26 protein-coding genes are annotated in these 26092 nt (G+C 40.2%); 13 read left to right on the forward strand and 13 right to left on the reverse strand.

The genetic code is table 11. From position 1 onward, the window contains the following. Positions 1-12: 12 nt before the first annotated feature. Entirely contained in the window at positions 13-699 is a 687-nt protein-coding gene (locus AC6CHI_RS10260; protein ID WP_498121115.1) for a lysophospholipid acyltransferase family protein, read from the forward strand. Continuing rightward, positions 696-1640, forward strand: a complete 945-nt coding sequence (locus AC6CHI_RS10265) for a phosphatidate cytidylyltransferase (RefSeq protein ID WP_498121117.1) — start codon at positions 696-698, stop codon at positions 1638-1640. Before AC6CHI_RS10260 ends, AC6CHI_RS10265 begins: the two co-directional genes overlap by 4 nt. A gap of 321 nt (positions 1641-1961) precedes the next feature. Here the strand turns inward: AC6CHI_RS10265 and AC6CHI_RS10270 are convergent, their stop codons facing one another. Further along, on the reverse strand, positions 1962-2450 hold the full coding sequence (locus tag AC6CHI_RS10270) for a CinA family protein (protein ID WP_498121119.1): 489 nt from the start codon (positions 2448-2450) through the stop codon (positions 1962-1964). A gap of 145 nt (positions 2451-2595) precedes the next feature. On the opposite strand from AC6CHI_RS10270, the gene AC6CHI_RS10275 reads away from it, so the two are divergent. From AC6CHI_RS10275 to AC6CHI_RS10290, 4 genes are all read left to right on the forward strand, one after another. Beyond that, the gene (locus AC6CHI_RS10275) at positions 2596-2826 is read left to right on the forward strand and encodes a hypothetical protein (RefSeq protein WP_498121120.1); all 231 of its coding nucleotides are present in this window, start codon (positions 2596-2598) and stop codon (positions 2824-2826) included. Between the two features lie 278 nt (positions 2827-3104). Next, positions 3105-3755: a TetR/AcrR family transcriptional regulator gene (locus tag AC6CHI_RS10280; protein WP_458892170.1), complete on the forward strand. Its 651-nt coding sequence runs from the start codon at positions 3105-3107 to the stop codon at positions 3753-3755. A 109-nt stretch (positions 3756-3864) separates the two neighbouring features. Next, entirely contained in the window at positions 3865-4785 is a 921-nt protein-coding gene (argF, locus tag AC6CHI_RS10285) for an ornithine carbamoyltransferase (RefSeq protein ID WP_498121121.1), read from the forward strand. A gap of 90 nt (positions 4786-4875) precedes the next feature. After that, positions 4876-5358, forward strand: a complete 483-nt coding sequence (locus AC6CHI_RS10290; protein WP_498121123.1) for a hypothetical protein — start codon at positions 4876-4878, stop codon at positions 5356-5358. Positions 5359-5363: 5 nt separating this feature from the next. Here AC6CHI_RS10290 and AC6CHI_RS10295 read toward each other — a convergent pair whose 3' ends face one another. From AC6CHI_RS10295 to rpiA, 8 genes are all read right to left on the reverse strand, one after another. Continuing rightward, complete coding sequence (locus AC6CHI_RS10295) at positions 5364-5717, reverse strand: YnfA family protein (protein WP_498121124.1); 354 nt, start codon at positions 5715-5717, stop codon at positions 5364-5366. Positions 5718-5816: 99 nt separating this feature from the next. Continuing rightward, positions 5817-8093, reverse strand: coding sequence for an ATP-dependent Clp protease ATP-binding subunit ClpA (gene clpA / locus AC6CHI_RS10300; protein WP_498121126.1), 2277 nt, complete (start codon positions 8091-8093; stop codon positions 5817-5819). Between the two features lie 9 nt (positions 8094-8102). After that, positions 8103-8516, reverse strand: a complete 414-nt coding sequence (gene clpS / locus AC6CHI_RS10305; RefSeq protein ID WP_498121127.1) for an ATP-dependent Clp protease adapter ClpS — start codon at positions 8514-8516, stop codon at positions 8103-8105. A gap of 16 nt (positions 8517-8532) precedes the next feature. Then, on the reverse strand, positions 8533-9285 hold the full coding sequence (locus tag AC6CHI_RS10310; protein WP_498121128.1) for a DUF6776 family protein: 753 nt from the start codon (positions 9283-9285) through the stop codon (positions 8533-8535). 78 nt (positions 9286-9363) lie between these two features. Then, entirely contained in the window at positions 9364-10413 is a 1050-nt protein-coding gene (gene argC / locus AC6CHI_RS10315) for an N-acetyl-gamma-glutamyl-phosphate reductase (protein WP_458892177.1), read from the reverse strand. Between the two features lie 134 nt (positions 10414-10547). Beyond that, complete coding sequence (locus AC6CHI_RS10320; RefSeq protein ID WP_498121244.1) at positions 10548-11639, reverse strand: GGDEF domain-containing protein; 1092 nt, start codon at positions 11637-11639, stop codon at positions 10548-10550. A 151-nt stretch (positions 11640-11790) separates the two neighbouring features. Then, positions 11791-12471 (reverse strand): M48 family metallopeptidase, encoded by a 681-nt coding sequence (locus AC6CHI_RS10325; protein WP_498121129.1) that lies wholly within the window; start codon positions 12469-12471, stop codon positions 11791-11793. Positions 12472-12601: 130 nt separating this feature from the next. Further along, the gene (gene rpiA / locus AC6CHI_RS10330; RefSeq protein WP_498121131.1) at positions 12602-13273 is read right to left on the reverse strand and encodes a ribose-5-phosphate isomerase RpiA; all 672 of its coding nucleotides are present in this window, start codon (positions 13271-13273) and stop codon (positions 12602-12604) included. A 105-nt stretch (positions 13274-13378) separates the two neighbouring features. On the opposite strand from rpiA, the gene ilvA reads away from it, so the two are divergent. Continuing rightward, complete coding sequence (gene ilvA, locus AC6CHI_RS10335; RefSeq protein ID WP_498121132.1) at positions 13379-14917, forward strand: threonine ammonia-lyase, biosynthetic; 1539 nt, start codon at positions 13379-13381, stop codon at positions 14915-14917. Between the two features lie 47 nt (positions 14918-14964). Here ilvA and AC6CHI_RS10340 read toward each other — a convergent pair whose 3' ends face one another. Then, positions 14965-15513 (reverse strand): hypothetical protein, encoded by a 549-nt coding sequence (locus tag AC6CHI_RS10340; RefSeq protein WP_498121133.1) that lies wholly within the window; start codon positions 15511-15513, stop codon positions 14965-14967. 150 nt (positions 15514-15663) lie between these two features. On the opposite strand from AC6CHI_RS10340, the gene AC6CHI_RS10345 reads away from it, so the two are divergent. The 3 genes from AC6CHI_RS10345 (at position 15664) to AC6CHI_RS10355 (ending at position 18873) form a co-directional block, all read left to right on the forward strand. After that, positions 15664-16314 carry a potassium channel family protein gene (locus AC6CHI_RS10345; RefSeq protein ID WP_458892182.1) on the forward strand — a complete coding sequence of 217 codons (651 nt, stop codon included), beginning with the start codon at positions 15664-15666 and terminating at the stop codon, positions 16312-16314. Between the two features lies 1 nt (position 16315). Continuing rightward, positions 16316-17656 carry a TrkH family potassium uptake protein gene (locus tag AC6CHI_RS10350; protein ID WP_458892183.1) on the forward strand — a complete coding sequence of 447 codons (1341 nt, stop codon included), beginning with the start codon at positions 16316-16318 and terminating at the stop codon, positions 17654-17656. A gap of 308 nt (positions 17657-17964) precedes the next feature. Further along, positions 17965-18873: a hypothetical protein gene (locus AC6CHI_RS10355; RefSeq protein WP_498121135.1), complete on the forward strand. Its 909-nt coding sequence runs from the start codon at positions 17965-17967 to the stop codon at positions 18871-18873. A 126-nt stretch (positions 18874-18999) separates the two neighbouring features. On the opposite strand, the gene AC6CHI_RS10360 is transcribed toward AC6CHI_RS10355, so the two are convergent. The 3 genes from AC6CHI_RS10360 to AC6CHI_RS10370 form a co-directional block, all read right to left on the reverse strand. Then, positions 19000-20139, reverse strand: a complete 1140-nt coding sequence (locus AC6CHI_RS10360; RefSeq protein WP_498121136.1) for a phospholipase A — start codon at positions 20137-20139, stop codon at positions 19000-19002. 22 nt (positions 20140-20161) lie between these two features. Further along, the gene (locus tag AC6CHI_RS10365; RefSeq protein ID WP_498121138.1) at positions 20162-23101 is read right to left on the reverse strand and encodes an insulinase family protein; all 2940 of its coding nucleotides are present in this window, start codon (positions 23099-23101) and stop codon (positions 20162-20164) included. 153 nt (positions 23102-23254) lie between these two features. After that, positions 23255-23704 (reverse strand): GNAT family N-acetyltransferase, encoded by a 450-nt coding sequence (locus tag AC6CHI_RS10370; RefSeq protein ID WP_458892187.1) that lies wholly within the window; start codon positions 23702-23704, stop codon positions 23255-23257. A 148-nt stretch (positions 23705-23852) separates the two neighbouring features. Between AC6CHI_RS10370 and AC6CHI_RS10375 the strand changes: the two genes are divergently transcribed. Genes AC6CHI_RS10375 through AC6CHI_RS10385 form a run of 3 tightly spaced genes read left to right on the forward strand, consistent with a single transcriptional unit; the run spans position 23853 to position 25816 of the window. Next, positions 23853-24860, forward strand: a complete 1008-nt coding sequence (locus AC6CHI_RS10375) for an adenosine kinase (protein ID WP_498121140.1) — start codon at positions 23853-23855, stop codon at positions 24858-24860. 14 nt (positions 24861-24874) lie between these two features. Further along, positions 24875-25183: a Rieske (2Fe-2S) protein gene (locus AC6CHI_RS10380; RefSeq protein ID WP_498121245.1), complete on the forward strand. Its 309-nt coding sequence runs from the start codon at positions 24875-24877 to the stop codon at positions 25181-25183. Positions 25184-25198: 15 nt separating this feature from the next. Next, on the forward strand, positions 25199-25816 hold the full coding sequence (locus tag AC6CHI_RS10385) for an OB-fold-containig protein (RefSeq protein WP_458892189.1): 618 nt from the start codon (positions 25199-25201) through the stop codon (positions 25814-25816). The last annotated feature ends 276 nt before the right edge of the window (positions 25817-26092 follow it).

Here is a 26092-nt window from a genome sequence, read left to right on the forward strand (position 1 = left end):
TACGGTGACTTTATGCCAAATCCCCACGCTTCCCCATCCGAAGTTCCCCGTAAAACACATTTCTTGAGTCAAACGCTTGCCCGCATTATTGCATTTCTAACTCGTCGCAGTGCCCGTCTCCTTACAGGTGCTCGCAGTTTATGGGTCGGATGTCAGCCCGCCACCAAACAACGGATTTATTACGCCAATCATAATAGTCACATCGACTTTATTTTATTGTGGTCGTCCTTACCGACGCCTGTCCGCCGTAGAACCAGACCTGTTGCCGCCTCTGATTATTGGCTAAAAGATGGTTTTCGACGTTTTCTTATTCATGACACCTTTACTGGCGTTACCATCCAAAGAAGCCAACATGGTCCTTTAGATCCACTAGAACCGATTAAAACGGTGCTGCAACAAGGTGACTCCATTATTTTCTTTCCTGAGGGTACCCGCAATTTGAATGATGATATTGAATTACTACCCTTTAAAAGTGGGCTATATCATTTAAGCCAGCAGTTTCCTGAAGTTGAAGTCATTCCTGTATGGATTTCTAATCTTAAACGTGTCATGCCTAAAGGTGCCTTAGTGCCGCTCCCCTTGCTTTCCACCGTTATTTTTGGAGCACCTTTAAACTTACAGCCCGATCTGCCTAAATCAGAGTTCTTGCAGCAAGCGGAACAAGCATTATTGGCATTAAAAGAGGTCGAATTTCAATGACCGTCAACAATTTACAGCAAACCTATTTGCTCTTTGCTATTTTCACTGGAATTTTAATCTTTGCCTCTACGGTCGGCTGGATACTCAAGCAACGTAATGCACATCAAATTTCACCTGTTATTGACAACTTAAATGCACGCATTAATGCCTGGTGGGTGATGTTGATTGTCCTTGCGACATCAATTTTACTGGGTAAGGTCACCTTTATTTTATTGTTTGCCTTAATTTCCCTGTTCGCACTCCGTGAATTTATCAGTCTATTGCCCACACGACGTGGTGATTATTTTCCATTACTGATCGCATTTTATTTTGTGATTCCTTACCAGTATTATCTCATCTATATTGACTGGTATGGCTTGTATTCCATCTTTATTCCCCTATATGTCTTTTTGCTGATCCCGATTGCCAGCTTAAAACAAGAAGATACCAAGCACTTTCTAGAACGTAGTGCCAAAATCCAGTGGGGATTAATGGTCTGCGTATTCTGTATTTCCCATGTCCCCGCCTTAATGAACTTAAAACTCCCCGGCTTTACAGGCGAAAAAATCTGGTTAGCGATTTGGCTGATTATCGTCGTTCAAGCTTCAGATGTTTTACAATATGTTTGCGGAAAACTCTTTGGCAAACATCAGGTTGCCCCAATCCTTTCGCCTTCAAAAACAATAGAGGGGCTGTTAGGCGGTATTTTCTTAGCGACCAGTCTAGGCATCGTGATGAAATGGTTAACGCCATTTAGTTACTGGCAAGCAGCCTTGATCGGATTGATTGTCTGTATCTTCGGATTCTTTGGTGGTTTGGTCATGTCTGCCATTAAACGCGATCGTGGTGTCAAAGACTGGGGGCAACTTATTCACGGACATGGTGGTATGTTAGATCGTCTTGATTCCATTTGTTTTTCTGCACCAATTTTCTTTCATATTTTGCGCTATTGGTGGAGTTAAAATGAATCATTTTAAAACCGCATAGCATAAACCCTAGTCATGCAAACTAGGGTTTATTTTTTGCTTTGCAACGTATTCACATACTTACAAGACGATTAGTGCATCATTTGCCCAAAGGCATAAATTACTAGCATCAACATCAAAACCGACGATGACGTGATTAATAATTCTAAAGCTTTCATACCTCACCCTCTATTTCTTCAGAGGTAGGTCTATTTAGACACGTTTACACTACATTTACAATCCAAAAATGTGACAAATTTTGACATTTACAGACAATAATGAAACATTATTAATCAAACTCTCAAGGAGCCATAAAAACTAGCGGCTAATTTTTTTAAACGTAATCAGCTGATAGACGGAATTCGCAACATACTCCGTCAATTGTTCAAGTCGCCGTTTGGGCGTTCCCGCAATCCAATAATGATAGTCATGGCATTGATCATTAAAAAGAATGGAAATATAGAATGTTCCCTCGGGTTTTTCTGGCGTGGCACTTCCTCCAGGCTTTAAGAGTCCGGTACACGCTACAATCACATCGGCTGCTGCAAATAACTGCTGTCCTGCATAAGCCAAGGCCGTAGTGACCTCAGCAGACTCAGCGCTATAGCGCTCAATTAAGGCAGGATCAAGCTGCAAGATTTCTAACTTTATACTGGGGTCATAACACACCATACTGCCCAATAAGATATCTGCGCCACTATGCTTATAGATTGAAAATTGACTGCACAAAAAACCAGAACTCGCGCTCTCGACAAAAGCAATTTTGAGTTGCTGTCGTTCCAATTCATTACAGCATCGCTTGAGCATAGCTTCCCCCAAAAAATTGGACAAAACCTTGATTCAAGGGAGCGTTTGTCCAATTCATAAACAAACCATAAGCATAACTGTTTATTCCCCAGTTAAAAACTGATACAACTAAAAATAAAGCATGGAAACAAAGGCAGACATTAGAATGAAAACAACCGTCAAATATGTGGTTTTAAAAAGTAAAGATTACCAACTTGGCACACCACTGTTTGAAGAAGAACTGGATGTCGATGGTCAATATTTTGATCAGATTCCATTGGTGATTCAATTTCAAAACCGTGACTTCAAAGTAAAAAGCAAAGAATTGCATCGCAAACAAATTCAAGATGATTTTGAGGAAAGCCAAACCATTTTAGTCAAAGTGATTGCGCTTTAATTATCATCTTTAGTATTCCTATTGGATCATTCTTGTTGCAATAGATCGCCTGACATGGAGAACCTCTTCTCCATGTTGTTTTAATTCAGATTAAGGCTGAATCAGCCCTTCACGTGTGCCAGACCCTCTCAACTCAAGAAAACATAATATAAAAAAATATAGTGTTATTTATTAACCTCATAACACGATAAATACATATAAATCCTAGGGATTAAGAAAACTTGTGCAAACTTTTGCTATAATTTCAAGTAATTTTTTAATTACACGCGTTCCTGAACATGCATGATATCGCTGATTTAGAACCTCTCGCACGAGATGTTGCTCAAACTAAACGTGGTCATGAGCGTTGTCTTGCGTTTTTATTGAGTGCAAACGAGTTGTTTTTAAAGCATGGCTATGATGCCGTATCGCTAGATGACATCGTTAATCATGCAGGTGGCTCCAAAGCATCCATCTACAAATATTTTGGCAATAAAGAAGGTTTGTTCACTGCAATTTGTGACTACCGTCGCGAACAGTTTTTTAAAGATATTTGTTTGCCATTTGATATTGAAAAAGATGATTTACGCACGTATCTGATTCAAACCTTATTAAATCTTCAAACCCATTTGGTCCTGCCCGATAATGCTGCTTTTTTTCGGCTTATTTTTGAACAAACGCAGCGTAGTACACAACTCGCACAATATATTCACGAACAAGGTCCAAAACATATTCAAAGTGCAATTGCATGCATCTTAACTCGAGCAGATGAGCTCGGATTAATTACCTGTACAGAACCCGCTTATTCAGCACAGCTATTTTTTGGCATTATTCGGAATCTCGAGTGGCAAGTGCTCATGAACATTTATGAGCAAGAGAATGAGCAAGAAAACCTGAAATATATTCAGTACTGTGTCGATCGCTTCTTAGACGGTCATCAAAAAGCCTAGTTTTTTTGCATTTACTGACACTTATAGTATATAAATGTTAGTCTTTTCTTTTAACCAACCAACAACTAATTGTTGTACTACCAAAGACGGCAATTATTGTGGAGTAACTATGGCTCTGCGTCACTTTCTAACATTACGTGATTTATCGACTTTAGAACTCAACCAAATTTTGCACCGTGCGATCGAACTAAAACGAAAGCAACACAATAACGAAGTTTTTCAACCATTCGTTGGCAAAGTTATGGGGATGATTTTTGAAAAATCGAGTACCCGTACACGTGTTTCGTTTGAAGCTGGTATGAGCCAATTTGGTGGAAGCGCAATTTTTCTTTCTCCTCGTGACACGCAGCTAGGTCGTGGGGAACCGATTGAGGATTCGGCACGCGTAATCTCAAGCATGCTCGACGTTGTGATGATTCGTACTTTCGGCCATGAGATTGTTGAACGTTTTGCATCTTACTCTAAAGTACCTGTCATTAATGCCCTGACCGATGACCATCATCCATGTCAGTTGCTTGCAGATATGCAAACCTTCCTTGAACACCGCGGTTCAATCCAAGGTAAAACCGTTGCTTGGATTGGCGATGGTAACAATATGTGCAATTCATATATTGAAGCCGCGCATATGTGGGGCTTTAAATTGAAAATTGCAGCGCCAAAAGGCTATGAACCGCAAGAGAAATTTCTCTCAGAATTTGCCCATTGTGTAGAATTGGTTGATTCAGCCGAAGATGCTGCAGTGAATGCCGACCTGATTGTGACTGATGTTTGGGCAAGCATGGGGCAGGAAGAAGAACAGAAAATTCGTGCAAAAGCGTTTGCAGATTATCAAGTCAACGAACGTTTAATGAGTCTGGCACACTCAGATTGCTTATTTATGCACTGCCTCCCTGCACATCGTGGTGAAGAAATTTCAGAAACCATGTTAGATCATATAAATGCTGTGGTATGGGATGAAGCGGAGAATCGCTTGCATGCACAAAAGGCCTTGGTTGAATTCTTAATCAATGAAAATCTAAAAAAAGATTAAATTTTCATTCTAAATAAGCACCTCCGGGTGCTTATTTTCTATGAGCAAGGCTATAATCAAAACCATAACATCTATAAGTGATTTGATCTTATGCAATTTAAAACAATTATCTTCACACTAATTACCAGCACAGTGAGCACTTTAACCCTCGCCCAACCCACTGACTTAGATCAATATCTCGTAAAGAAAAAAATCGTCGATAACAATTACAGTATTAAAAATAGCGCTGCACTGAATGAAATTCTTGACTATATCAGTGATGAAGATTCACGCACCATGCCTTACCAGCTGAATCAGAATATCGTGATCGAAAAAATGCGCCTATACGCAGACCATATGGAGATTTCTGGTTTAATTACGTCACCAGACTTCAAACAATTTGCGCAGGATATTGGTGACCAAAAAGTTAAAACCATGATGAAAAAAAATTTGGTCCATAGCTGTCCAAAATTTTTTGAACATCAATTCCAACGTAGCAATCCTTATCATGTGAACATTAAATTAACCGCAGAACAAAAAAGTTACGATCTTCAATTAAAAAATTCAGAATGTAATTTTGACCAAGCTGAGTAACAAGGTTAACGCATCAATCCTTGGGGCTGCAAAATAATCACTGCTGCTCCAAGTAGCACGATTCCCCCACCGATCATATCCCAACGTGAAAGCACCACCTGATCAACATAACGTAGCCACATTAAAGCGGTAAAAATATAAATTCCGCCATAAGCGGCATAAATGCGTCCAGAAGCGGCAGGATGCAGTGTTAATAACCAAACAAAAAGCGCCAAACTCAAAACTGTCGGTATCCACAACCAATAAGAACGACCTTGATTCAGAATTAGATATGGAAAGTAACAGCCTAAAATTTCCGCAATCGCCGTCAGCAAAAATAATAAAAATGTGGTAAAAATCTTGATCACTGGCAGATCCATAAATATGTCTTACACCATTCAAAAAGCTATAACTTAGAAGATATAATCGTACGCAAAAAAATAACCCGTATTTGCACGGGTTATTTTTTAAATGGCTAACTAGGCTGGTTCTGCGGTTTGATCTTCAAACACTTCCAGTTTTAAACCAACTACTTCGCCATTTTCCATTTTCACAGAAACTGCAACGTTACCACCATGCTCAGCCAACTCACCAAATAGAATCATTTCGGCAAGCGGCTTTTTCAAGTGTTCTTGAATTAAACGTTGCATTGGTCGAGCACCCATTAAGCGATCATAACCATGCTCAGCCATCCACTCACGCGCACTTTGGTCAACTTCAAGAATAACTTTCTTGTCATCCAGTTGTGCTTGCAACTCGGTTAAGAACTTATCCACCACGCTTTCAATCACTGTGGTTGGGAGTGCTTTAAACTGAATAACACCGTCTAGACGGTTACGGAATTCTGGAGAGAATGCACGCTTCATGGCTTCCTGATTATCACGGCTGTTGTCTTGTTCCATGAAACCAATGCTGACGCGAGAAATACTTTCTGCACCAATATTCGTGGTTAAAACCAAGATCACATTACGGAAATCAGACTTACGTCCATTATTATCCGTTAACGAGCCATGATCCATAATTTGCAAGAGCAAATTAAAGACATCTGGATGCGCTTTTTCAATTTCATCTAACAATAAAACACAGTGCGGATTTTTATGAATCGCATCGGTTAATAGACCACCCTGATCAAAGCCGACATAGCCTGGAGGGGCGCCAATTAAGCGAGAAACCGCATGACGCTCCATATACTCAGACATATCAAAGCGAACCAGTTCAACCCCTAGCAGTTTCGCCAACTGCTTAGTGACTTCAGTCTTACCTACACCGGTCGGTCCCGCAAAAACAAAACTACCGACTGGTTTGTCTGGTGACTTTAAGCCCGCACGAGATAATTTAATCGCAGATGCCAAAGCTTCAATGGCCTCATCTTGACCAAAGACCACCCGTTTTAAATCACGTTCCAGATTTTCCAATACTGTCTTATCATCTTTAGACACTGTTTTCGGTGGAATGCGCGCAATCTTAGAAACAATATCTTCAATATTTTCAACAGTAATCAAGCTTTCATCTTGTTCAGCTTTCAAACGGCGTTGTGCACCAGCTTCATCAATCACATCAATCGCTTTATCTGGCAAGAAACGATCATTAATGAATTTAGCAGAAAGTTCTACTGCAGATACCAATGCTTTATCTTCGTATTTCACATGATGGAAATCTTCAAACTTAGATTTTAAACCACGCAAGATATCAATCGTTTCCGAAATAGAAGGCTCATTCACATCAATTTTTTGGAAGCGACGAGAAAGTGCATGATCTTTTTCGAATACTTGACGATATTCTTGGAACGTCGTTGAACCAATACAACGAAGTGTACCATTCGCCAAAGCAGGTTTAATCAGGTTTGATGCATCCATGGTACTGCCCATACTCGAACCAGCACCAATAATCATATGGATTTCATCAATAAATAAAACGGCTTCTGGTTTTTTCTTCAATGCATTCAGCAACTGTTTTAAACGCTTTTCAAAGTCGCCACGATATTTCGTACCCGCGACCAACGCCCCAATGTCTAAACTGAAAATTTCAGCATTCGCCAAAGGTTTTGGTGCTTTGCCATTTACAATCAGCCAAGCTAAGCCTTCTGCAATCGAAGTTTTACCAACCCCAGGATCACCGACTAATAATGGGTTGTTTTTACGGCGACGGCATAAAATCTGTGCCGCACGCTCAATCTCTTTTTCACGACCAATGAGCGGATCCGTTTTGCCTTTCTGTGCCTCGTTATTTAAGTTGGTTGTGTATAGCTCTAAAGGACCTGAATTCGCAGAAGATGCTGACTCTCCATCTAGCTCCTCCGCTTCTTCTTCAACTTGAACCTCATCTTTACGCGTACCATGAGACAAATACTGCGTTAAGGTTAAACGGTTAATTTGATGACGTTTTAATAAATACACTGCAAATGAATCCCGCTCGGAATACATTGCCACGAGAATATCTGCCCCTTCTACAGTACGGTCCCCACCGCTAGATTGCACATGGAAAATTGCGCGCTGCAGAATACGATCAAAACTTTCTGTTGGATGCGGTGCCTGATCGCTATTTTCACCAAGTTTGGGAGTATGTTGTTCTACGTATTCTTCTAATTCTTTACGTAAGACGATGATATCTGCACCGCATGCTTTTAAAGCATTCACAGCAGAATCATTATCCAGTAAGGCTAATAATAAATGTTCAACTGTTAGGAACTCATGTCTCTTTTGACGAGCCATGCTAACAGCCAAACGTAATGATACTTCTAATTGACGACTGAGCATGTAACCCCCTTAATCTTTTGGCTCAATCTGACAAAGCAATGGATGACCTTGAGATCGAGCGTAATTATTGACTTGGTTCGCTTTGGTTTCCGCGATATCTCTTGGATAGACGCCTGCAACACCTTTACCTTCGTAATGTACTGTTAACATTACTTGAGTCGCTTGGTCAAGATTCATTGCAAAGTATTGTTGTAAAATTTCAATTACAAAGTCCATTGGGGTGTAATCATCGTTCATTAAAACGACAACATACTGTGGAGGACGCTTTAATTCGGGTGGTGCAGTCTGTACCACAACATCCCCGTGTTCCTCATGCTGAGGCTCATCCACTAAGCGCGGATTAAAGTGCCAGTCCACCAAACCAGACTGATAAAAACTATTTTTAATATCGTTCAAACAAATTTGACGTTTTGAATTTGGCATAAGATTTTTTTTACAACTATTGCGCATTGGCTTCAGCTTGTGGAATTTCGGAAATGTTACTTGTGGTTGACTCCACGGCATTCCCTTTAGACCAACTAAAGCGTTTGATTACAGGTGTATTCGTTCCCGTTAAACGAACTTCTACAAATTGTGGATTAAATCCTTTAGGCATCGTCCAACGCCCGGTCAAACGTTCATATTCATCAAAATTAAAGTTTTTATCTTCCATCGGGACAACCAAAACTTCAGTACCTTGAATGAGACGCAATTCTACCTCACCAGAAGTGTTACGCTTACTCGGACTCACTTGCACCAAATCAAGTTGATACTCATAGGCGTTTTCTGGAAGTGGCTTAATACTTAAACCCTGTATGGTTAAACTTAACCCGCCACGTTGCCGCAATACTTCACGATAGAGCACTGCCAAACTACGTGACTGGCTTTCTGTGGCTTGGGCTTGAGTTAATGCTGTAAACAAATCGTTTGAATTACTAACAGCAACATCACGCTCCTGAACAGCCAGATTCAAATTTTTGTTCAGACTTTCCAATGTTTGCTTCTGCTTCTGAACAACTTCAACCAGTTGCTCGGCATCTGCATCATAACCCACCACGGTCAAACCCTGTCGATGACCCACCGAATAACCGATAAATCCACTTCCCAACACCAATACCGCTGCGCCAATGGCTAAAGGGAGATTGGTTTCAAGAAACGGTTTTTTTACAGGTTCATCTGGTTGTGACGCTATGTTCGAGTCAGTATTCTGCATCGTCATCTCTTATTTTGAATTATTCAAAACACACATTTAAATCCAAATTTAAATGTGTGTGAAGGTGTAAATCATATTTTATGGCAATAAACCAATGCCTTCTAAGCCCGCAGTTTCGGCAAAGTCGAACATTAAGTTCATATTCTGCACCGCCTGACCTGCTGCACCTTTAACCAAGTTATCTTGTGCAACCAACACCACCAATTTCTTTGGTTGTGGTTTATAAAGCGCAATTCGCAACTGGTTCGCACCACGTACAGAACGCGTTTCAGGCGAACTATTTTCAGGCATCACATCTACAAAACTTTCATTGGCATAGAACTGCTCATACCATGCCTGCAAATCAACCGCAGCGCCCTGCTCAGTTAGATCGACATAGATCGTGCTCAACATGCCACGAATCATTGGCACTAAATGCGGCACAAACAAGATCTGATCAAAGACACCTGTTTGGCCTGAAATATTTTCTAATGCTTCAACAATTTCGGGATGGTGACGATGACCTGCAACACCATAAGCTTTGAAGTTATCCGCATTTTCTGTATAAATCATACCCATACTGGCTTTACGTCCAGCACCAGAAACACCCGATTTTGCATCAATAATAATGCTTTCTGGTTTAACTAATGTGTCGCTGTGCTTAAATAATGGGGCCAAGCCAAGCTGTACCGTTGTAGGGTAACAACCTGGGTTACCAATAACATTGGCTTGCTTGATTTTGTCTCGATTCAGCTCAGATAAACCATAGACTGAATCTTTTAATAATTCTGGACAAGCATGCTGCATGCCATACCATTTTTCGAACTGAGCGAGATTTTGCAAACGGAAGTCTGCTGCCAAATCAATCACTTTGGTATTGGCAGCAACCAATTCTTCAGCATGTTTCATGGCAACGCCATGCGGTGTCGCAAAAAACACCACATCACATTGTTTTAATTGTTCAATATTTAAATCTGAATATTTAAGCTCAGTATGTCCGCGCAAGCTCGGGAACATATCATCGACACGGCGGCCATCTTCAGTACGCGAAGTCAGTACATTTACTTGTACATTTGGATGTCGAAGTAATAGGCGCAACAATTCAACGCCTGTATAGCCTGTACCACCAACAATACCTACTGAAATCACGTGCTTTACCCCTATTCAAAAGCATTCTTTGTGTAACTGCGTAGTATGACAGGAAGTTAGGGCTTTCTAAACTGTTTTACTTGTATTTTATATGTTTTCGTCTCATTGTAGCTCTATTTCAGTACAATCCAATTCTAGCTTGGACTTTCTAGACAGACACAATTACGTCCAGATTGTTTTGCGCTATACAGTAATTTATCTGCCACACCGATGGTATGTATTAGATTTTGATTAAAAACTTCAGTTAAGCCAAAACTAGCGGTGATCGGTATATTTAATGCGTATTGCGGCTCTGTTTCTATGTTCAAACGAATGCGCTCAGCAATTTCATAGGCCTGATTTAGCTGCTGTGCTTGGAATAAGACAATAAATTCTTCCCCACCAAAACGCCCGATTAAATCTTGCGCTCGAAGGTTTTGTCGAAGCACTCGGCTAACGTGCTGCAATATTTGATCGCCCACCAAATGCCCATATTGATCATTAATTTTTTTAAAATGATCAATATCACACATCAATAAAAAATAACGTTGATGAGATACCTGCTTCAATCTTTTATACACAGCCTCATTAAATCCACGGCGATTCAGTAAATGCGTTAAGGGGTCTTTTAAACGCTCATCATTTAAATGATGAATAATATCGCGCACCAAAGTCCCCATAAGCACCATGGCAAACCACATGCTTAAGAAAATACTGGCTGCCAGCATGATTAACCACCATACCGAACTGACCAACATATTTGCTTCAATATCTTTTAAAAACAAAAAAATAATAAGACTACGTGCAAAGGTATATAGCACAATAAACACATAAGAAAAGTCGACAATTTTGTTGAGTAAATCTTCTTTTTTATAGTGTTTGAATATAGAAAACAAAACTAAGGACTCAACCAAAGCAATAGAAAAATTGAGAATCAACATCCTGAGCCATAATTTTTCATCAACATAGGCAAAATAGCCAATCAATATCAATGCAATAATGATTATTCCTAAGCACCATAAAGAGTGTGCCTGCGCATTTTTTCTTAACGCCATGGCATAGGCACTTGCCCAAGCACCAAACAAATACATCGCTCCTAATAGCGGTGCAAATAAAGCCAGCTGTTGGTTTGGCATAAAACTTTGTGCCGCAACAGAAAATGAAGGGACGATATAACCCAACCCTAACCAAAATAAATATGTAGGTGCTTTATAATTGTAATGACATATTAAGAACACGCTTCCGATTAAAATCAGGCAAGCAGGTACAATTAATATAAAGTAATGTGTTTCTGGGAAATTCACGCTCGAAACTAAACATCTAGACCAAAACTAAAAACAGTTTAGATGATTTAAACTGAATTGAATACTTTCAATAATAAAGCATTCAATTACATTTTTATGCCGTAAACCACCAATAAGGTAATGCTGTATTTTTTAAAATTTTACGATGCTGCTGATAATCTCGATCATGCTTTTCTACTTCTGCCCAAAACTTTGGGCTATGGTCAAAGTGCACAGTATGCGCCAATTCATGAATAGCAACATAACGCGTAATTTCAGATGCAAAAAGCACTAAGCCACTATTCAACATAATGTCATGCTTTGCACTACAGCTTCCCCAACGCGTTTTAGGCTGGCGAATACTGCATTGTGCATACTTCAAACCTGTTTCCCGACTCAGCTGACTCAGATAAAGAGGCAAATGCAGTTTTGCATAGGCAATTACAAAGGCTTTTAAGTACTGCTCAGGCTGTCGATCACTGACCAAAAGTTTTTGCTGATCAGCATTCCAGAGGTAGGATTGCTTCTGCGTGACATAATCGATTTGTATTGGCTGCTCGAGATTAAATAATTGAAGTTCAGTTGGTAAATTTCGTTCGAATTGCTCAATTTTTTCTTGTTGTTTCAACCAAGTTTCCCGCATCCATTGCTCTGATTCATTCAAAAAATGCTGTATTTGCTTTTGGGTACAATATTTTGGAACAGTTAAACGGATTTGAGTCGGTTCTACACGCAAGCGTAATCGCGTAGCTCGTGCATGATGAGTAATTTGAATTTCGGGCAGAGTCTGGGTCATTTATTTTTAAATTTTATATAGATTATTCAATTTCTCCCAAGTCTGAGCAAAAGCTAAAGCACTGCTTTAACTTTTGCTCTGAAAAAGAAGGACTTTGCTTCATTTTCAAAGGCAGCTTACGCAGGATTATTTAAATCGCAGTACGCTCTTCAATACCATGATCAGTTGCAACTACCGCAATATCGGCCTTATTCAAAGCAAAAATACCATTACACACCACACCAGGAATGTTATTGATGGTTTTTTCGAGTTCTAGGGCATTGAGAATATTTAAGTTATAAACATCTAAAATCACATTCCCGTTATCAGTCACTACACCTTCACGATATACAGGATCACCACCCAAACTCACAATTTTACGTGCCACAGCAGAACGTGCCATAGGAATGACTTCTACAGGCAATGGAAATTCACGACCTAATTGCTCAACCCATTTAGAGTCATCCACAATACATACAAATTTCTTGGCAATTGAAGCCACAATCTTTTCACGAGTCAGTGCAGCACCACCCCCCTTAATCATGTGCATATGACGGTCAATTTCATCCGCACCATCTACATAGGCATCTAAACCACCAACATGGTTCATATCAACCACTTCAATGCCTAATTTTTTCAAGCGTTCAGCAGTCGCTTCAGAACTTGCTACAGCTGCTTCGAGTTGAAGTTCTGGTAACAAATCAATCAGAAAGTTCACTGTACTCCCTGTACCTACCCCTAAAATGCCACCTTTTGGTAAGTGTTTTAAAGCGGCTTTCGCTGCTGCTTGCTTTTTCTCATCTTGGGTTGCATATAGACTCATGACATCACTCAACTTTTTTTCACGTTTTGCGCAATTTTAAAACGCAAATGTGCAGGGGTTTGTTACAATAAACGCCTATTTTAAACTGTTAGATGGAAAATTAACATGCTGTCTCGTTTGGTTCGACAAATTTTACAAGCAACGGTGTATGACGTTGCAATCGAAACCCCACTCGAAGCAGCGCCACGAATTAGTGAAAGGCTAAACAACAACATTCGCTTTAAACGCGAAGATTTACAACCTGTCTTTTCTTTCAAACTACGCGGTGCCTATAACCGTATTAGTCAATTACCGAAATCTCAGTTGGAACGTGGCGTTATTACTGCTTCAGCAGGTAACCATGCTCAAGGCGTGGCTTTATCTGGTCAAAAGTTAGGTATTCGCGCCATTATTGTCATGCCAAAAACGACACCTGACATTAAGGTTCAAGCCGTTAAGCGCTTGGGCGGTGAAGTTGTATTACATGGCGACTCTTTCGATGTTGCCAACAAATATGCGATTCAACGTGCCGAAGAAGAAGGCATGACCTTTATTCCCCCTTATGACGATGAATTGGTCATGGCAGGACAAGGTACCATTGCCAATGAAATTTTACGTCAATGGCGTGATGTCGAATACGTTTTCGTTGCTGTCGGTGGTGGCGGTTTAATCGCAGGTATTGCAGCTTACTTAGGTGATGTCGCTCCACATGTCAAAATTATTCCAGTGGAATATGATGAATCCGCTTGCTTAAAAGCGGCATTTGAAGCCAATGAACGCGTCATCCTGCCTTCTGTAGGTTTGTTCGCAGACGGCACAGCAGTCGCTCAAATTGGTGCAAAACCGTTTGAAGTGTTGCAACTGCAAAAATCAGATAATTCTGGACCAATTGTTGAGCGTGATGTAGTTCTGGTGAATACTGATGAAATCTGTGCTGCGATTAAAGATACCTATGATGAATGCCGTAGCATTGTAGAACCTTCTGGTGCAATGGCTTTAGCAGGTATTAAAAAATACGTGGAGCAACACAATATTCACGGTAAAAACATGGTGTCGATTGTTTGCGGTGCAAACATGAACTTTGACCGTTTACGCTATATTGCAGAACGTACCGAATTAGGTGAACACAAAGAAGCCATTTTCGCCGTCACCATTCCAGAAGAAAAGGGTTCATTCCTTAACTTCTGCCGCGCCTTGCAAGGTCGTAACATCACAGAGTTTAACTACCGTGCCAGCCATGCATCTGCTGCTCAAGTCTTTGTCGGCATTAGCCTAAAAAGCGGTGAAAAAGAACGTCACGACATTCATGAGTTATTAAAAGCGCAATACGATGTTGATGATCTCTCTGATGATGAAGTTGCTAAACTGCATATTCGTTACTTGGTGGGTGGTCATGCAGACTTGGAAAACGAACGTTTATTCCGTGTCGAGTTTCCAGAGCGCCCGGGAGCTTTGCTCACCTTCCTTGAACGTTTGGGTCCTACACATAACATCACACTGTTCCACTACCGTAACCACGGTGCTGCCGAAGGTCGCGTCTTGGTAGGTCTAGAAGCCAGTGATGCCAAACAGAATCCTGATGGTTTAATTGAAACACTGGAAAGTATTACCTATCCATATGTGGAAATTACCAATAATCTCGGCTATCAACGCTTCTTAAAATAAGTTGTCAATCATCCTACAAACAGAGTCTAAAATGGCTCTGTTTGTATTTATATTGACCAAGACATCTCCGAAGGCTCATATTTTTCTACCTTTAAGCCTTCTTCTAAAAATTGCTGATTAAATAACTCACAAAATAACTCAATTTTCTTGGGTTGATTGGGTACAGCCAGCCAGTAATAACCATCGCCCCAAAGTAAAAGCAATGCAAAATTTTGCGATTTTAAAAATTTATAAATTTCATCTAGCATAATTTCTAAAATCTGATCTTGCACTCGATAAAAACGCCCAATCACATGCTCAAATTGTTCGTAGTGTTTTAGAATCGGATCTGCGCGAGATTGTATTTTCATTTGTACAATCTCGATTTCCGTGGTCATCTGACTAAAAAACGGATGCTCCGTCAAACCATTTTCTAAATATCGACTGAGGTTCAGCGGCATAATCCATTCCCCTTGTTGCTCATCGTCATCATCCCGAAAATTTAACCACTGTAAAAAGTACTTGGGTTTCGCCCGATGCTTTTTTTTCGGTAGTGGATTTTGCTTCAACTTGGGAAACCAGCGCCTTAATTGCTTATAAATCTTCTTTTCATTCATCCTGAAACCCTTATTGTTATGTGAATTGCTTTACTTAATATACAGTCAAAACATAGACCCTTCATTTCAACCCTCAAATAAAGCTATGATTGGATATTATGTAATTTAAATGTGTAAATAATAATACACTTGATAAGATAAGGACCTTACATGGCTCAATTTGCAGTGATTGGCTTAGGAAGTTTTGGTGCAACAGTCGCAACTGAACTGGTTGAGTTAAAACATGATGTGATTGGCATTGATAGCAATAAAAAATACGTTGAAAATATTTCAGATGTACTGACCCATGCTGTCATTGCCGATGCCACCGATGAACATGTCCTGAATGAACTCAATATTCAAAACTGCGATGCGGTTGTGGTTGCCATTGGTGAAGATATTGAAGCCAGCATTCTATGCGTACTGCATTTAAAAAATTTAGGTGTGGAAAAAATTTGGGTTAAAGCCAAATCAGAATCCCACCATATGATTCTCAGTCATCTCGGCATTGAAAAAATTATTCATCCTGAAGAAGACATGGGGGTTCGGATTGCACAATCCCTAAGCTATCCGATGGTGAGCCGCTATATGTCACTTGAAGATGACCGTTATATTGTCAAAGTTGAAATTAAGGACAATTTACATGGTTCTCGTTTCCACAGCATTTGTGAATACAACAAAGAAATTAACGTGATTTTGCATAAACGTGGCAAAGAGATGCACTACCATATCGATCCGAACTTAATCTTACAACGCGGGGATATTTTAGTGGTTGAAGGTCACCTCGAACACTTACGCCGATTATCAAATCGCTTTAAATAATATGAAAAGATTAAGAAAGAAGCCGAAAAGTACGATCAATCTCAGTCCACCAAGTCTATTAGCCCTTGGCTTTCTGAGCTTTATTGTAATTGGCACCCTATTACTGAAATTACCCTTTGCCCATCATGGTGAACTCCCTTGGATTCACGCATTATTTACGGCCACTTCCGCAGTCACCATTACTGGGCTTTCCGTGGTAAATGTCGGTGAGGCTTATACAGTCTTTGGCAAAATTGTCATCATGTTGTTATTACAATGTGGGGGCTTAGGTTTTATGACATTTGCCATTTTAGCCGTCATGAGCCTGTCCACTAAAATTGGGCTAAAGCAACAAATCATGGCTCAAGAAACCATCGGACAAACCAGTTTATCTAAAGTTTCACATACCATTAAAGCGGTATTTCTGTATTCAATTTTCTTTGAAGCAATCGGTACGGTAATTTTAACCATTGCCTGGATGCAAGAATACGACTTCTTGAAAGCTCTTTTTTATGCAGCCTTTTATAGTGTTTCTGCATTTAACAATGGTGGCTTTTCACTTTTCCCGAACAGCCTTATGGACTTTTCCAGCCATTACTTCATCACCTTCACCATTAGCCTGCTGTATATTATTGGCGGCATTGGCTTTTTGGTTCTGATGGATATTAAACGCCACCGCAGATGGAAAAGACTGAGTCCGAACAGTAAGCTAATCTTGTTGACCATTGCGGGACTCAATCTGATTGCCTTTATTGTCATTTGGCTGCTTGAAGCCAATAATCCATTGACTTTAGCACCAATGAGCATCGGCGATCAGGCGGTCAATGCCTGGTTTCATGCCACTGTGCCTCGCTCGTCTGGTTTTAATAGTTTAGATGTCGGTAGCATGACCGATGCCGCAGCACTGGTGACCATGATATTGATGTTTATTGGCGGGGGCTCACTAAGTACTGCTGGAGGGATTAAAGTCGGAACTTTTATCGTGGTGATTCTGAGTGTAATTAGTTTCTTACGCCGTGCAGATGAAATCCGAATTTTTAATTTTTCAGTTCCACATGCAACCTCATTTAAAGCCATGGCCGTGGTTTCAATCACCGCGATGCTGGTCTTTGCAGGATTTCTGAGTTTATTGCTCTTAGAGCCTGATCAGCATTTCTTGGATTTACTGTTTGAGGCGGTATCTGCCGCTTGTACCGTCGGATTGTCACGCGGAATCACCGCCGATTTACAACCTGCCAGTCAAATCGCCCTGATGCTGCTAATGTTCGCTGGACGCCTCGGACCGTTAACTTTAGCCTATATGATTGCGACACCGAAAAGAACACGTTTAAAGCACCCATCAACCGACATTCAAATTGGTTAAACCCAAACAAGAACCATGATTGGCTATGACGTTACTTTTCACTTGAACTCTTTTGCTTCTTTAGATATGTTCAAAGAAGCAAAACGAGCGAATTTAAGTTACTGAAATTTTTACTATATAACTTAAAAAATAGACTGTGTTTTATTATTGTCCGCAAAAGATTTGGCTTTCCTATTAAACATAGAGAGCCAATTTCTAAATTTTGGTGAATACCATCAACAAATGTATGCCGTTTTACTCAACAATGTGCGCTTAAAGCAGCTGTAAAAAATACTACCAGCCTTTTCAACCGAACAAGAAGACTTAGAATGAAAATAAAAACATTATGCGTACTCACTGCTTCAACACTGTTACTCTCTGCTTGTGCCAATAAAAAAATAGACGCTCATTTAGACACCCTCCTCAAAGTTCAGCCTAATTGGCAATTAGCCGATCATTGGTCTGCTGAACAAGATGGAATTGACCCGAATCAACCTAACCTCATTTCAACACAACGTTTTGTGGACGAGCAAAACATTAAGTCAATTCAGTTTAATACACCTTTTTTAGTCCGAGAAAAAAGTATAGTCAAAGCAATCGGTCCTTCTGGCAAAGCTGAAGACACCATATTTACCCAAGTCCTACTCCTTGATTGCGCTAACCTAAAATTCGCCCGTGTTTATGAAGAAACTAAAGACCATGATGATACAGGCAAGCCAAGAGAACATTCTGAAACATTGATTGATTTGAATAAACCCATAGATGACTCTAAATGGAATATGTTCTTGAAAGGTTCATATGCTGCAGAGCAATATTGCGCTAAAGCACCAGACTTTAAAGCGTTTAATCCTGCAAAGAATGACAGCCAAAAAGACTGGAAGCTGACTACTCCTGATGAAAGAGTCATGCCGAATTACATTAATAAACAAGATCTTCAAAATGTCAGTCTAGAACATCCCTTTTTACTGCGCATGAAGCGCTATGATGAATTTTTTATTGATGGAAAATCAGCTACTTCTGTGGTGAATGAAGTTTTGATAGACTGTAAATCGCAAAAAGTTGCAAATATTGCTCAACGCTACTATGCAGAAGATTTCGAGTTTAAACCGAATGCAAATCCACCCTTAGTGACCGAATTCGTTGAAATCAAAAATCCAGAAAATATAAAAGAACATCAATGGTATCGTATCAACCAAGAATATATTGAACATACTGGAATTTGTGCGGGCGCTAAATAGGCATCTAAGCGAGGATGAATTTAGCACCATCCTCAATCAAGCTTTCAAAACACCCCCCAATAAACCATCAAAGGTCCATATAAAAAAGCCTGAAATATATTTCAGGCTTTTTAAATTTTGAGTGCATTAATACCAATTCAGCAATGATACGCCCAGCCCAACATAAGTTGCACGATGGTTATAATCAATCAGGCTTTCACCATAACCATCAAAGAGCTGGAATTGTCCACGCAATTTGCCATGAATCGGAAATGACCAATCAAATTGAACCGCGCCATGCGAATCATTTCCACCTTTTAGAGAATGTCGCAACATTAAGGAAAAATCGTGGTCATCTTTACGATAAAAGGCGGTAATATCGCCACGCCCCACATAATCCTTAATATCTGGATTATTGTCGTCTTCAGCACTCTCATCAAAACGATACCAAGGACGAATCATTAACGCAAAGTTGTCTCGTTCCAAGCCAATGTTAAAAATGGCCCGGTTCCAACTACGCGATAAGGGATCAGAACGACCATTCGACTGGTGGTTAAGCGTAACCCCCAGCAAGCGACCATTTAAACCCAAAAACTCATAATTGGTGCGAAACATCAAGCTGGCTTCAGGCTCATAATTGGTTTCACGAAATGGTCGCGACTCATCTTGATTATAGACTTGCCAACGTGAGGATTGGGTATAGCCAACCCAAATATCACCATTGTTTCCAAATAGGTTTTCGACCGCCTTGGTTTTAAGCGAGATTTGAAACTTCGCTTCTGTCGATTTCAAATTCTGATCTTGATTAACGGTATTTTTGACATTCGGGCTTTCAGGAAACTCATTTTTCTCACTGGACCAAAATACAGGTAAGAGATAGACCGGTTTGTAAGCACGAATGTTCCAAGTTCCCAATTTACTGTCTTCGGATAATTCCCAGCGTTTATCCAGTAAAGATTGGTTTGGATCTATCTTTGGTCCCTCTAGTGCAAAGAGGTTGCTTAAACTACTGCTCTTTTCCTCTGTTGCAGTTTCTTCCGGTGACTTAGTCGCTTGCTTCACCAATACCGACTCAGCAGCAGGCTGGGCTTGATCCACTGCAGGTAGTTTAAATAAAGCATCATAACAGGCCAAACGATCTGCATTTGACTCCAAAGCAACACATGCTTCAGGACTTGCAGGCGTAATTAGACTATCAGGATCTTGGGCATTTGCAGCAGCATAAGCTGTGCTGAGCATAATCACACTCAGCGACAGCACGCCACGTTCAAATGATTTGAACGCCATAAATACACCTCTTTTTATTGTATTAATTGACTTGATAAATTTCGAAACCTAAGGTCAACAACTCTTCTTTTTTCGCCATTGGAGCAACCACTGCCTTACTTGGTGTTTGTTGCAGCAAATATTGTTCCGCTACGCGTTTTAAATCATCTAAAGTCACAGCTAGCAAGCGTTCACGCAATTGCTTACGGAATGCTGGAGTACGAGCATGTAACAATGCATAACACGCGGTAATTGCTTCACCTGCTGGAGAACCCGGCTTATCCATTGAAGCAATCAAACCTAAAATGGCTTCTTCCAACTGATGCGGCTGTTGTTCAACATTCAACAACCATGCCACACTGGCTTCAAAATCATTGAAGGTTTCAGCTAAACGCGGATCTCGGTAACTATAGAATCGAAATGAGCAGGCATTACCATCGTAACTCGCACCACCGCCATAGGCACCGCCTTTTTCACGAATCGCACTGTGTAAGAAACCATTACGCAAATAGGCTGCCAAGACCATCAACGGTGCAGCATCTGCATGAGCAACATCTACCGCAGGATAAGCCGATGCACAGAACTGTACATTGGCCTGAATCAACCATGCCTGATCCTGAGATTTAACTTCTGGTGTCACAAGGGTTAAAGCCTGTTGTGACTTGTCTACCGCCAGCTTGTTCCACACTTCTTGAATTTCTTCTAACAAACGATCTGTTTGATGTTCTTCACACACCAATAAGAACTGTTTTGGAGCTTGCAACAGTTTGCGATGAATCAACTGCAACTCAGCAATCAGTTGATTGTATGCTTCCTCGCTGGATTCAATTTGCGTGACCAACTCACCCAACCAATTGAGTGCGCCTAAACCAGTATTGTTATAGTCACGTAGTGCTAATGCGCTGTGATGACGAGAAGCAATCTGCATGGCATAACTATGCCCCGAACCCGATAAACGCGACTGCCAGCGGGTTTTACGCTGTTGCAACAACTCTACAATCCGGTCTTTTTCATCAAAACGCAGCTGTTCAAATGCAATTTTAAGCAGTCGAATTGCTTCAAAGTTATGTACCAAAGATTTGGTCGTTAAGGTTAACCATGCACTGATTTTTTGCTTATCATCGACTTTTGAACGAAGAGATGCGCCCATTCCCAAACCACCACTCACTGCAGTTTGAAGTTGTTGCAATTCTAAATAGTCATATTCACCCGCACCGACTTCACCAAGTAAAATCGATAACAAGTTAAAATATGGCGACTGAACAATTTCCTCAGGAATCTGAATCAGGACTTGTTGATAATAAATACCATTCGTGCCTGCATGGTAGAGATTTAATGGCGTATCTAAACCATTACAGATAATTTCACGTAACTGACCTTGTACTATTGGCAGCTCGGCAGGGACATCTTCCAAGCCTACTTTCGGTAACAGGTTCAAATCATCAGGCGTATCTTGACGAATTTTTAACGCCTCTGTTTGCGCAATAATCTCTGCTTTTTGCGCTTCAGTTAATGTCGCACCAATCGCAGCCAAACGCTCTTTTTCAGCTTGTGCTTCTTTTGTCGATTTTGTCGCATCCGGTACCAAAGTCATTTGCACACGATGTGGATTTTCAATTAAATGTTCTTGAATAAGTCGCGACAACCACATTGGGTCTTGCAACTCTTCTTTGACTTGCTCCATCGCAGTATCGACATCCCAAACGTGGATTGGATCACTATGGTGAATTGCACTGCTTAAACCATTTAAAATCAGGCTCAAACCATATGGCATGCCATCACCATTAATTTCACGCTGATGCAATTCAATTTGGTGCAAAATCGCATCCACCAATGCCGAATCAATCGGTTTTGAGGCAACATCTTCGAGAACTTTAAATACACCTTGTTTAAAGGTTTCAGCATGTTCAGGATTAGAACCCTGCACCCCACAGAAGAAGGTCATTTCAAAGTTAGAATCGTCAACCCCCATAATAGGGCCAGTCGATTGTGCATAACCGCAAGTTTCTAAATAATGACGTAAAGGTGACGCCGAGTTTTCAAGTAAAACGCCTTCAACCAAACGCATGCCGAGACGGAGTTTGATATCACTGGCTTGTGGCAATAACCAAGAAATAATGTGGTACGTCTTATCTTTCAAATCTTCTGCATCAACAGCATACGATTCCGTGACTTCTATAGGCGCTGCTAAACGTTGCTCAGGCTTAGAATATAATGTTTTACCTTTGCCAAATTTAGCCAAAGCCAAAGTTTCAAATTGTTCTTGCAACTCAAATGCAGATTGACTACCGAAAGTCATAAATACAGCATTACTTGGATGGTAATGCGATTTATAGAAAGTAACTAACTCATCGTAAGTTAAATCTGGAATATCTTTTGGATCACCACCCGAATTATAGTGATACGTCGTTTTCGGGAATAAATGATAAGCCAATTGATGGTAGAGCTGATCTGAAGGTGAACTCATTGCGCCTTTCATTTCATTAAAAACAACGCCTTTATAAACGGGCACGTCGTTTTCAAGTTCAATGCGAATACCTTCTTGAGCAAAATCCAAAGGATTAAGATTGGCTGCAAATGCTGCGTCTAAATACACTTCTAATAAGTTCTGGAAGTCTTTTTTATTCTGCGTTGCAAATGGATATGCGGTCCAGTCTGCCGCAGTAAAGGCATTCATAAAAGTATTTAATGAACGACGGATCATCAAGAAGAACGGGTCACGGACTGGGAATTTTTCAGAACCACACAATGCCGTGTGTTCTAAAATATGCGCTTCACCTTTGGAGTCCATCGGCTGGGTACGGAAAGCGACCAGAAAAACATTTTCATCATGATTGGTCGCAAGGTGATAATGTACCGCACCTGTGACTTTGTGCTGGTACTCTGTCACCAAAATATCTAAGGCTTCAACATGGTGTTGACGAATCAACTGAAACGCAGGATGTACGGTTTGGGAAAGGGTTTCAGTGACATCTACAGTCATGTGTACTCCAATATAATATAAATAAAACTGAAATGATTATAGCTTTAGTTTGAACCATAATTCACGCACTAAACCCGAGTATTTTATTCAGGCTTTAGGCAATACACCCGATTACAAGATATATTGCCAAAATTTAAACAAGTTAAAGAAAAACTAGATTAAATATTTAAAATAATTGTAGCTGGGATTATTTTCGACCCAGACATAATTTTGTTTTTGGTAAAAATCCGCAGCAAGACGTGTGTCTGTTTGCAAACAAAGGGCCGAAAAATTCGGTTTGGCCTTACTTTCTAAATAGGCTAACAAGTCTTTACCGACACCATGACGTCTGTATTTGGGATGCACATAAAAACGTCTGACCCGACCAATGCGACTTTTTTGCCCTTCTTCCTCACGTTGCTGGTTTAAACCACCACAACCAATTAACTTATCCCCATCATACGCAAGTAAAAAAAACTCACCTTCATCCTGAAACCGATTTTTACCGCTCGCGTATTCTTCAATTAGCCGCTGAACTACATTTACACCCTCTTTATTGGCTAGTTTTAGTAAAGTTTCAATTTGAGCAGGTAATTGTTCAGCTTCTTTAATGATGAGATTCATTTTCTATCTAATACCTAACACTGGTTTTTGCCTATTAAACAATAAAACACAATCAATTAGGTATAATCTTGAATTTTATTCACAAAACTTCTGCAATCCTGAGCATTGGTGTAAACTTAGGTTTTATTTTTAGATGTGATTAAACGACATGGCCTCAGTTGATCTTTTTGCAATTGGTAATGCGCTGATTGACCAAGAATTTAAAGTTTCTGATGAATTCCTTATGCAACATAATTTGCAAAAAGGAACCATGCAACTGACTGACGGTGAACAACAAGCTCGTTTATACACCCAGCTTCAACAATCAGAAATCTATAAAGGGCAAGCTTCTGGTGGTTCTGCTGCGAATACCACAGTCGCATTTAGCGCTCTAGGCGGTTCTGCATTTTACGGTTGCCGTGTAGGTCATGATGAGCTTGGTAAAATCTATTTAGATGGTCTCAACGAGGCTGGCATTCAGACTACACCTAAATCTGTGAGTGAAGGTGTCACTGGAACTTGTATGGTCTTGGTAAGCCCAGACTCAGAACGTACTATGCAGACTTATTTAGGCATTACCGCAGAGTTATCAGCAGAGCAAATCGATTTCGAACCTCTAAAAACAGCAGAATGGCTATATATTGAAGGCTACCTTTCAACCAGCGCAACCGCTCGTTCTGCAGTCAAACAAGCACGCCAAATCGCTCGCAGCCATAATGTTAAAATTGCCTTAACACTTTCTGATCCAGCAATGGTGCAATATGCCCGCGATGGCTTGAACGAACTATTAGATGATGGTGTCGATTTACTGTTCTGTAATCAACACGAGGCCATGATGTATACCGAAACTACAACAGTTGAAGATGCATTGGCTAAATTAAAATTACATAGTAAATACGTTGTAATTACACTAAGTGCAGAAGGTGCTTTAGTTTCCTCTGAACAAGAAACTATTCGTATCCCTGGTCGTGCAGTGACTGCTGTCGATGCCAACGGTGCTGGCGATGCTTTTGCAGGTTCATTCTTGTACGCATTAAATGCTGGACAAAGTTTACAAACTGCGGCTGAACTTGCCATTCTGATTTCGAGTGAAGTCGTGTCTCAGTTTGGCCCTCGTCTTGCGAATCAAGCTTATGCTCAACTACTGGCGAATTTTGAAAAAAAGGAATGTGCCTAATGCATAAAATTTGTATGACTGAAGACATTCCAGAGCGTGAAGCACGTGCTTATGAAACGCCGAATGGTGATACAATTTTTATTACTCAACGTGATGGGGCATTTTTTGCCTATCAGAATGTCTGCCCGCACCTACAAGTTGAACTAGAATTCTTGGAAAATCAATTTCTAGATCGTGAGCAAGAATATATTGAATGCTCTACCCACGGTGCATTATTTGTAGTCGAAACTGGTGAATGTATTTCAGGGCCATGCCTAGGACAAGCCCTTGAAAAAGTAGCCATTACCGTACATTCTGATGGCGGAATATACCTGTCCGAATAATTAATGGAATTTGCCATGCTTGAGCTATTACACAATATAAATTTAATGCCTTTCCATTTAAGTTTATTGGCTCTTGTCGTACTCAGCATGGTAGAAACCATCGGTTATTTCTTAAAAATTAAGCCTAGCCAATTTTTCAAAAAAATTGTTCCACAAAAAATCGCTGAAGCCCCCTTGCTCAGTGTCAAGTTTTCCAAAATCTTGATTTTAGTTTTTTTATTAATGAACTTTAGCTTTTCAGGCTATTTCCTACAATTTAGTTACTTCGCACAACAGCAACAGTTTTTACCTGCTTACTATGTAATTCTACCTGCATTAATTATTGCCATTTTCTTTACCGTTTTTATGATTCACTGCTTGGATCAAGTCATTAAACCAAAACAGGTACAACTTCAAACCAATCTATTAGGTCGACTGGCGACCATATCGAGTGGTAATGCTCGTCCCGGTTTTTCGGCGCAAGCACGTGTCAGAGATGAATTTGGGCAACTGCATTACATTCAGGTTGAACCTGAGTTTGGAGAATTAGAGTTCCAATCACAAATTATCCTGATTCGTTTAAAGCATTCACATTACATTGCTAAAAAAATTTCTAAATCTAATGATCTGTTTACCAGAGATATCAATAAATAATCTCATCCGCTGAATCAAGCAAAAATGAAGACTGTGTTTAAAAAGTGCTGATCAGCACTTTTTTTGGATTTTTATTGTATTTCATCAAATTGAAGCTTTGTTGTGACAAGTTTGAACGACTCTTCTCGCTGAGTTCAATCTCACATTAATCTTGCGACATACACAAAACTCTGTACAGATTTATCCATGTTAAAAAAAATTACAAATCAGCCTATGGCACTCAGAACAATCCTGTGTATATTTATTAATCAACACAATAAAAAAAAGAGCATTGTT

This window comes from Acinetobacter sp. GQ146 (assembly GCF_059758585.1).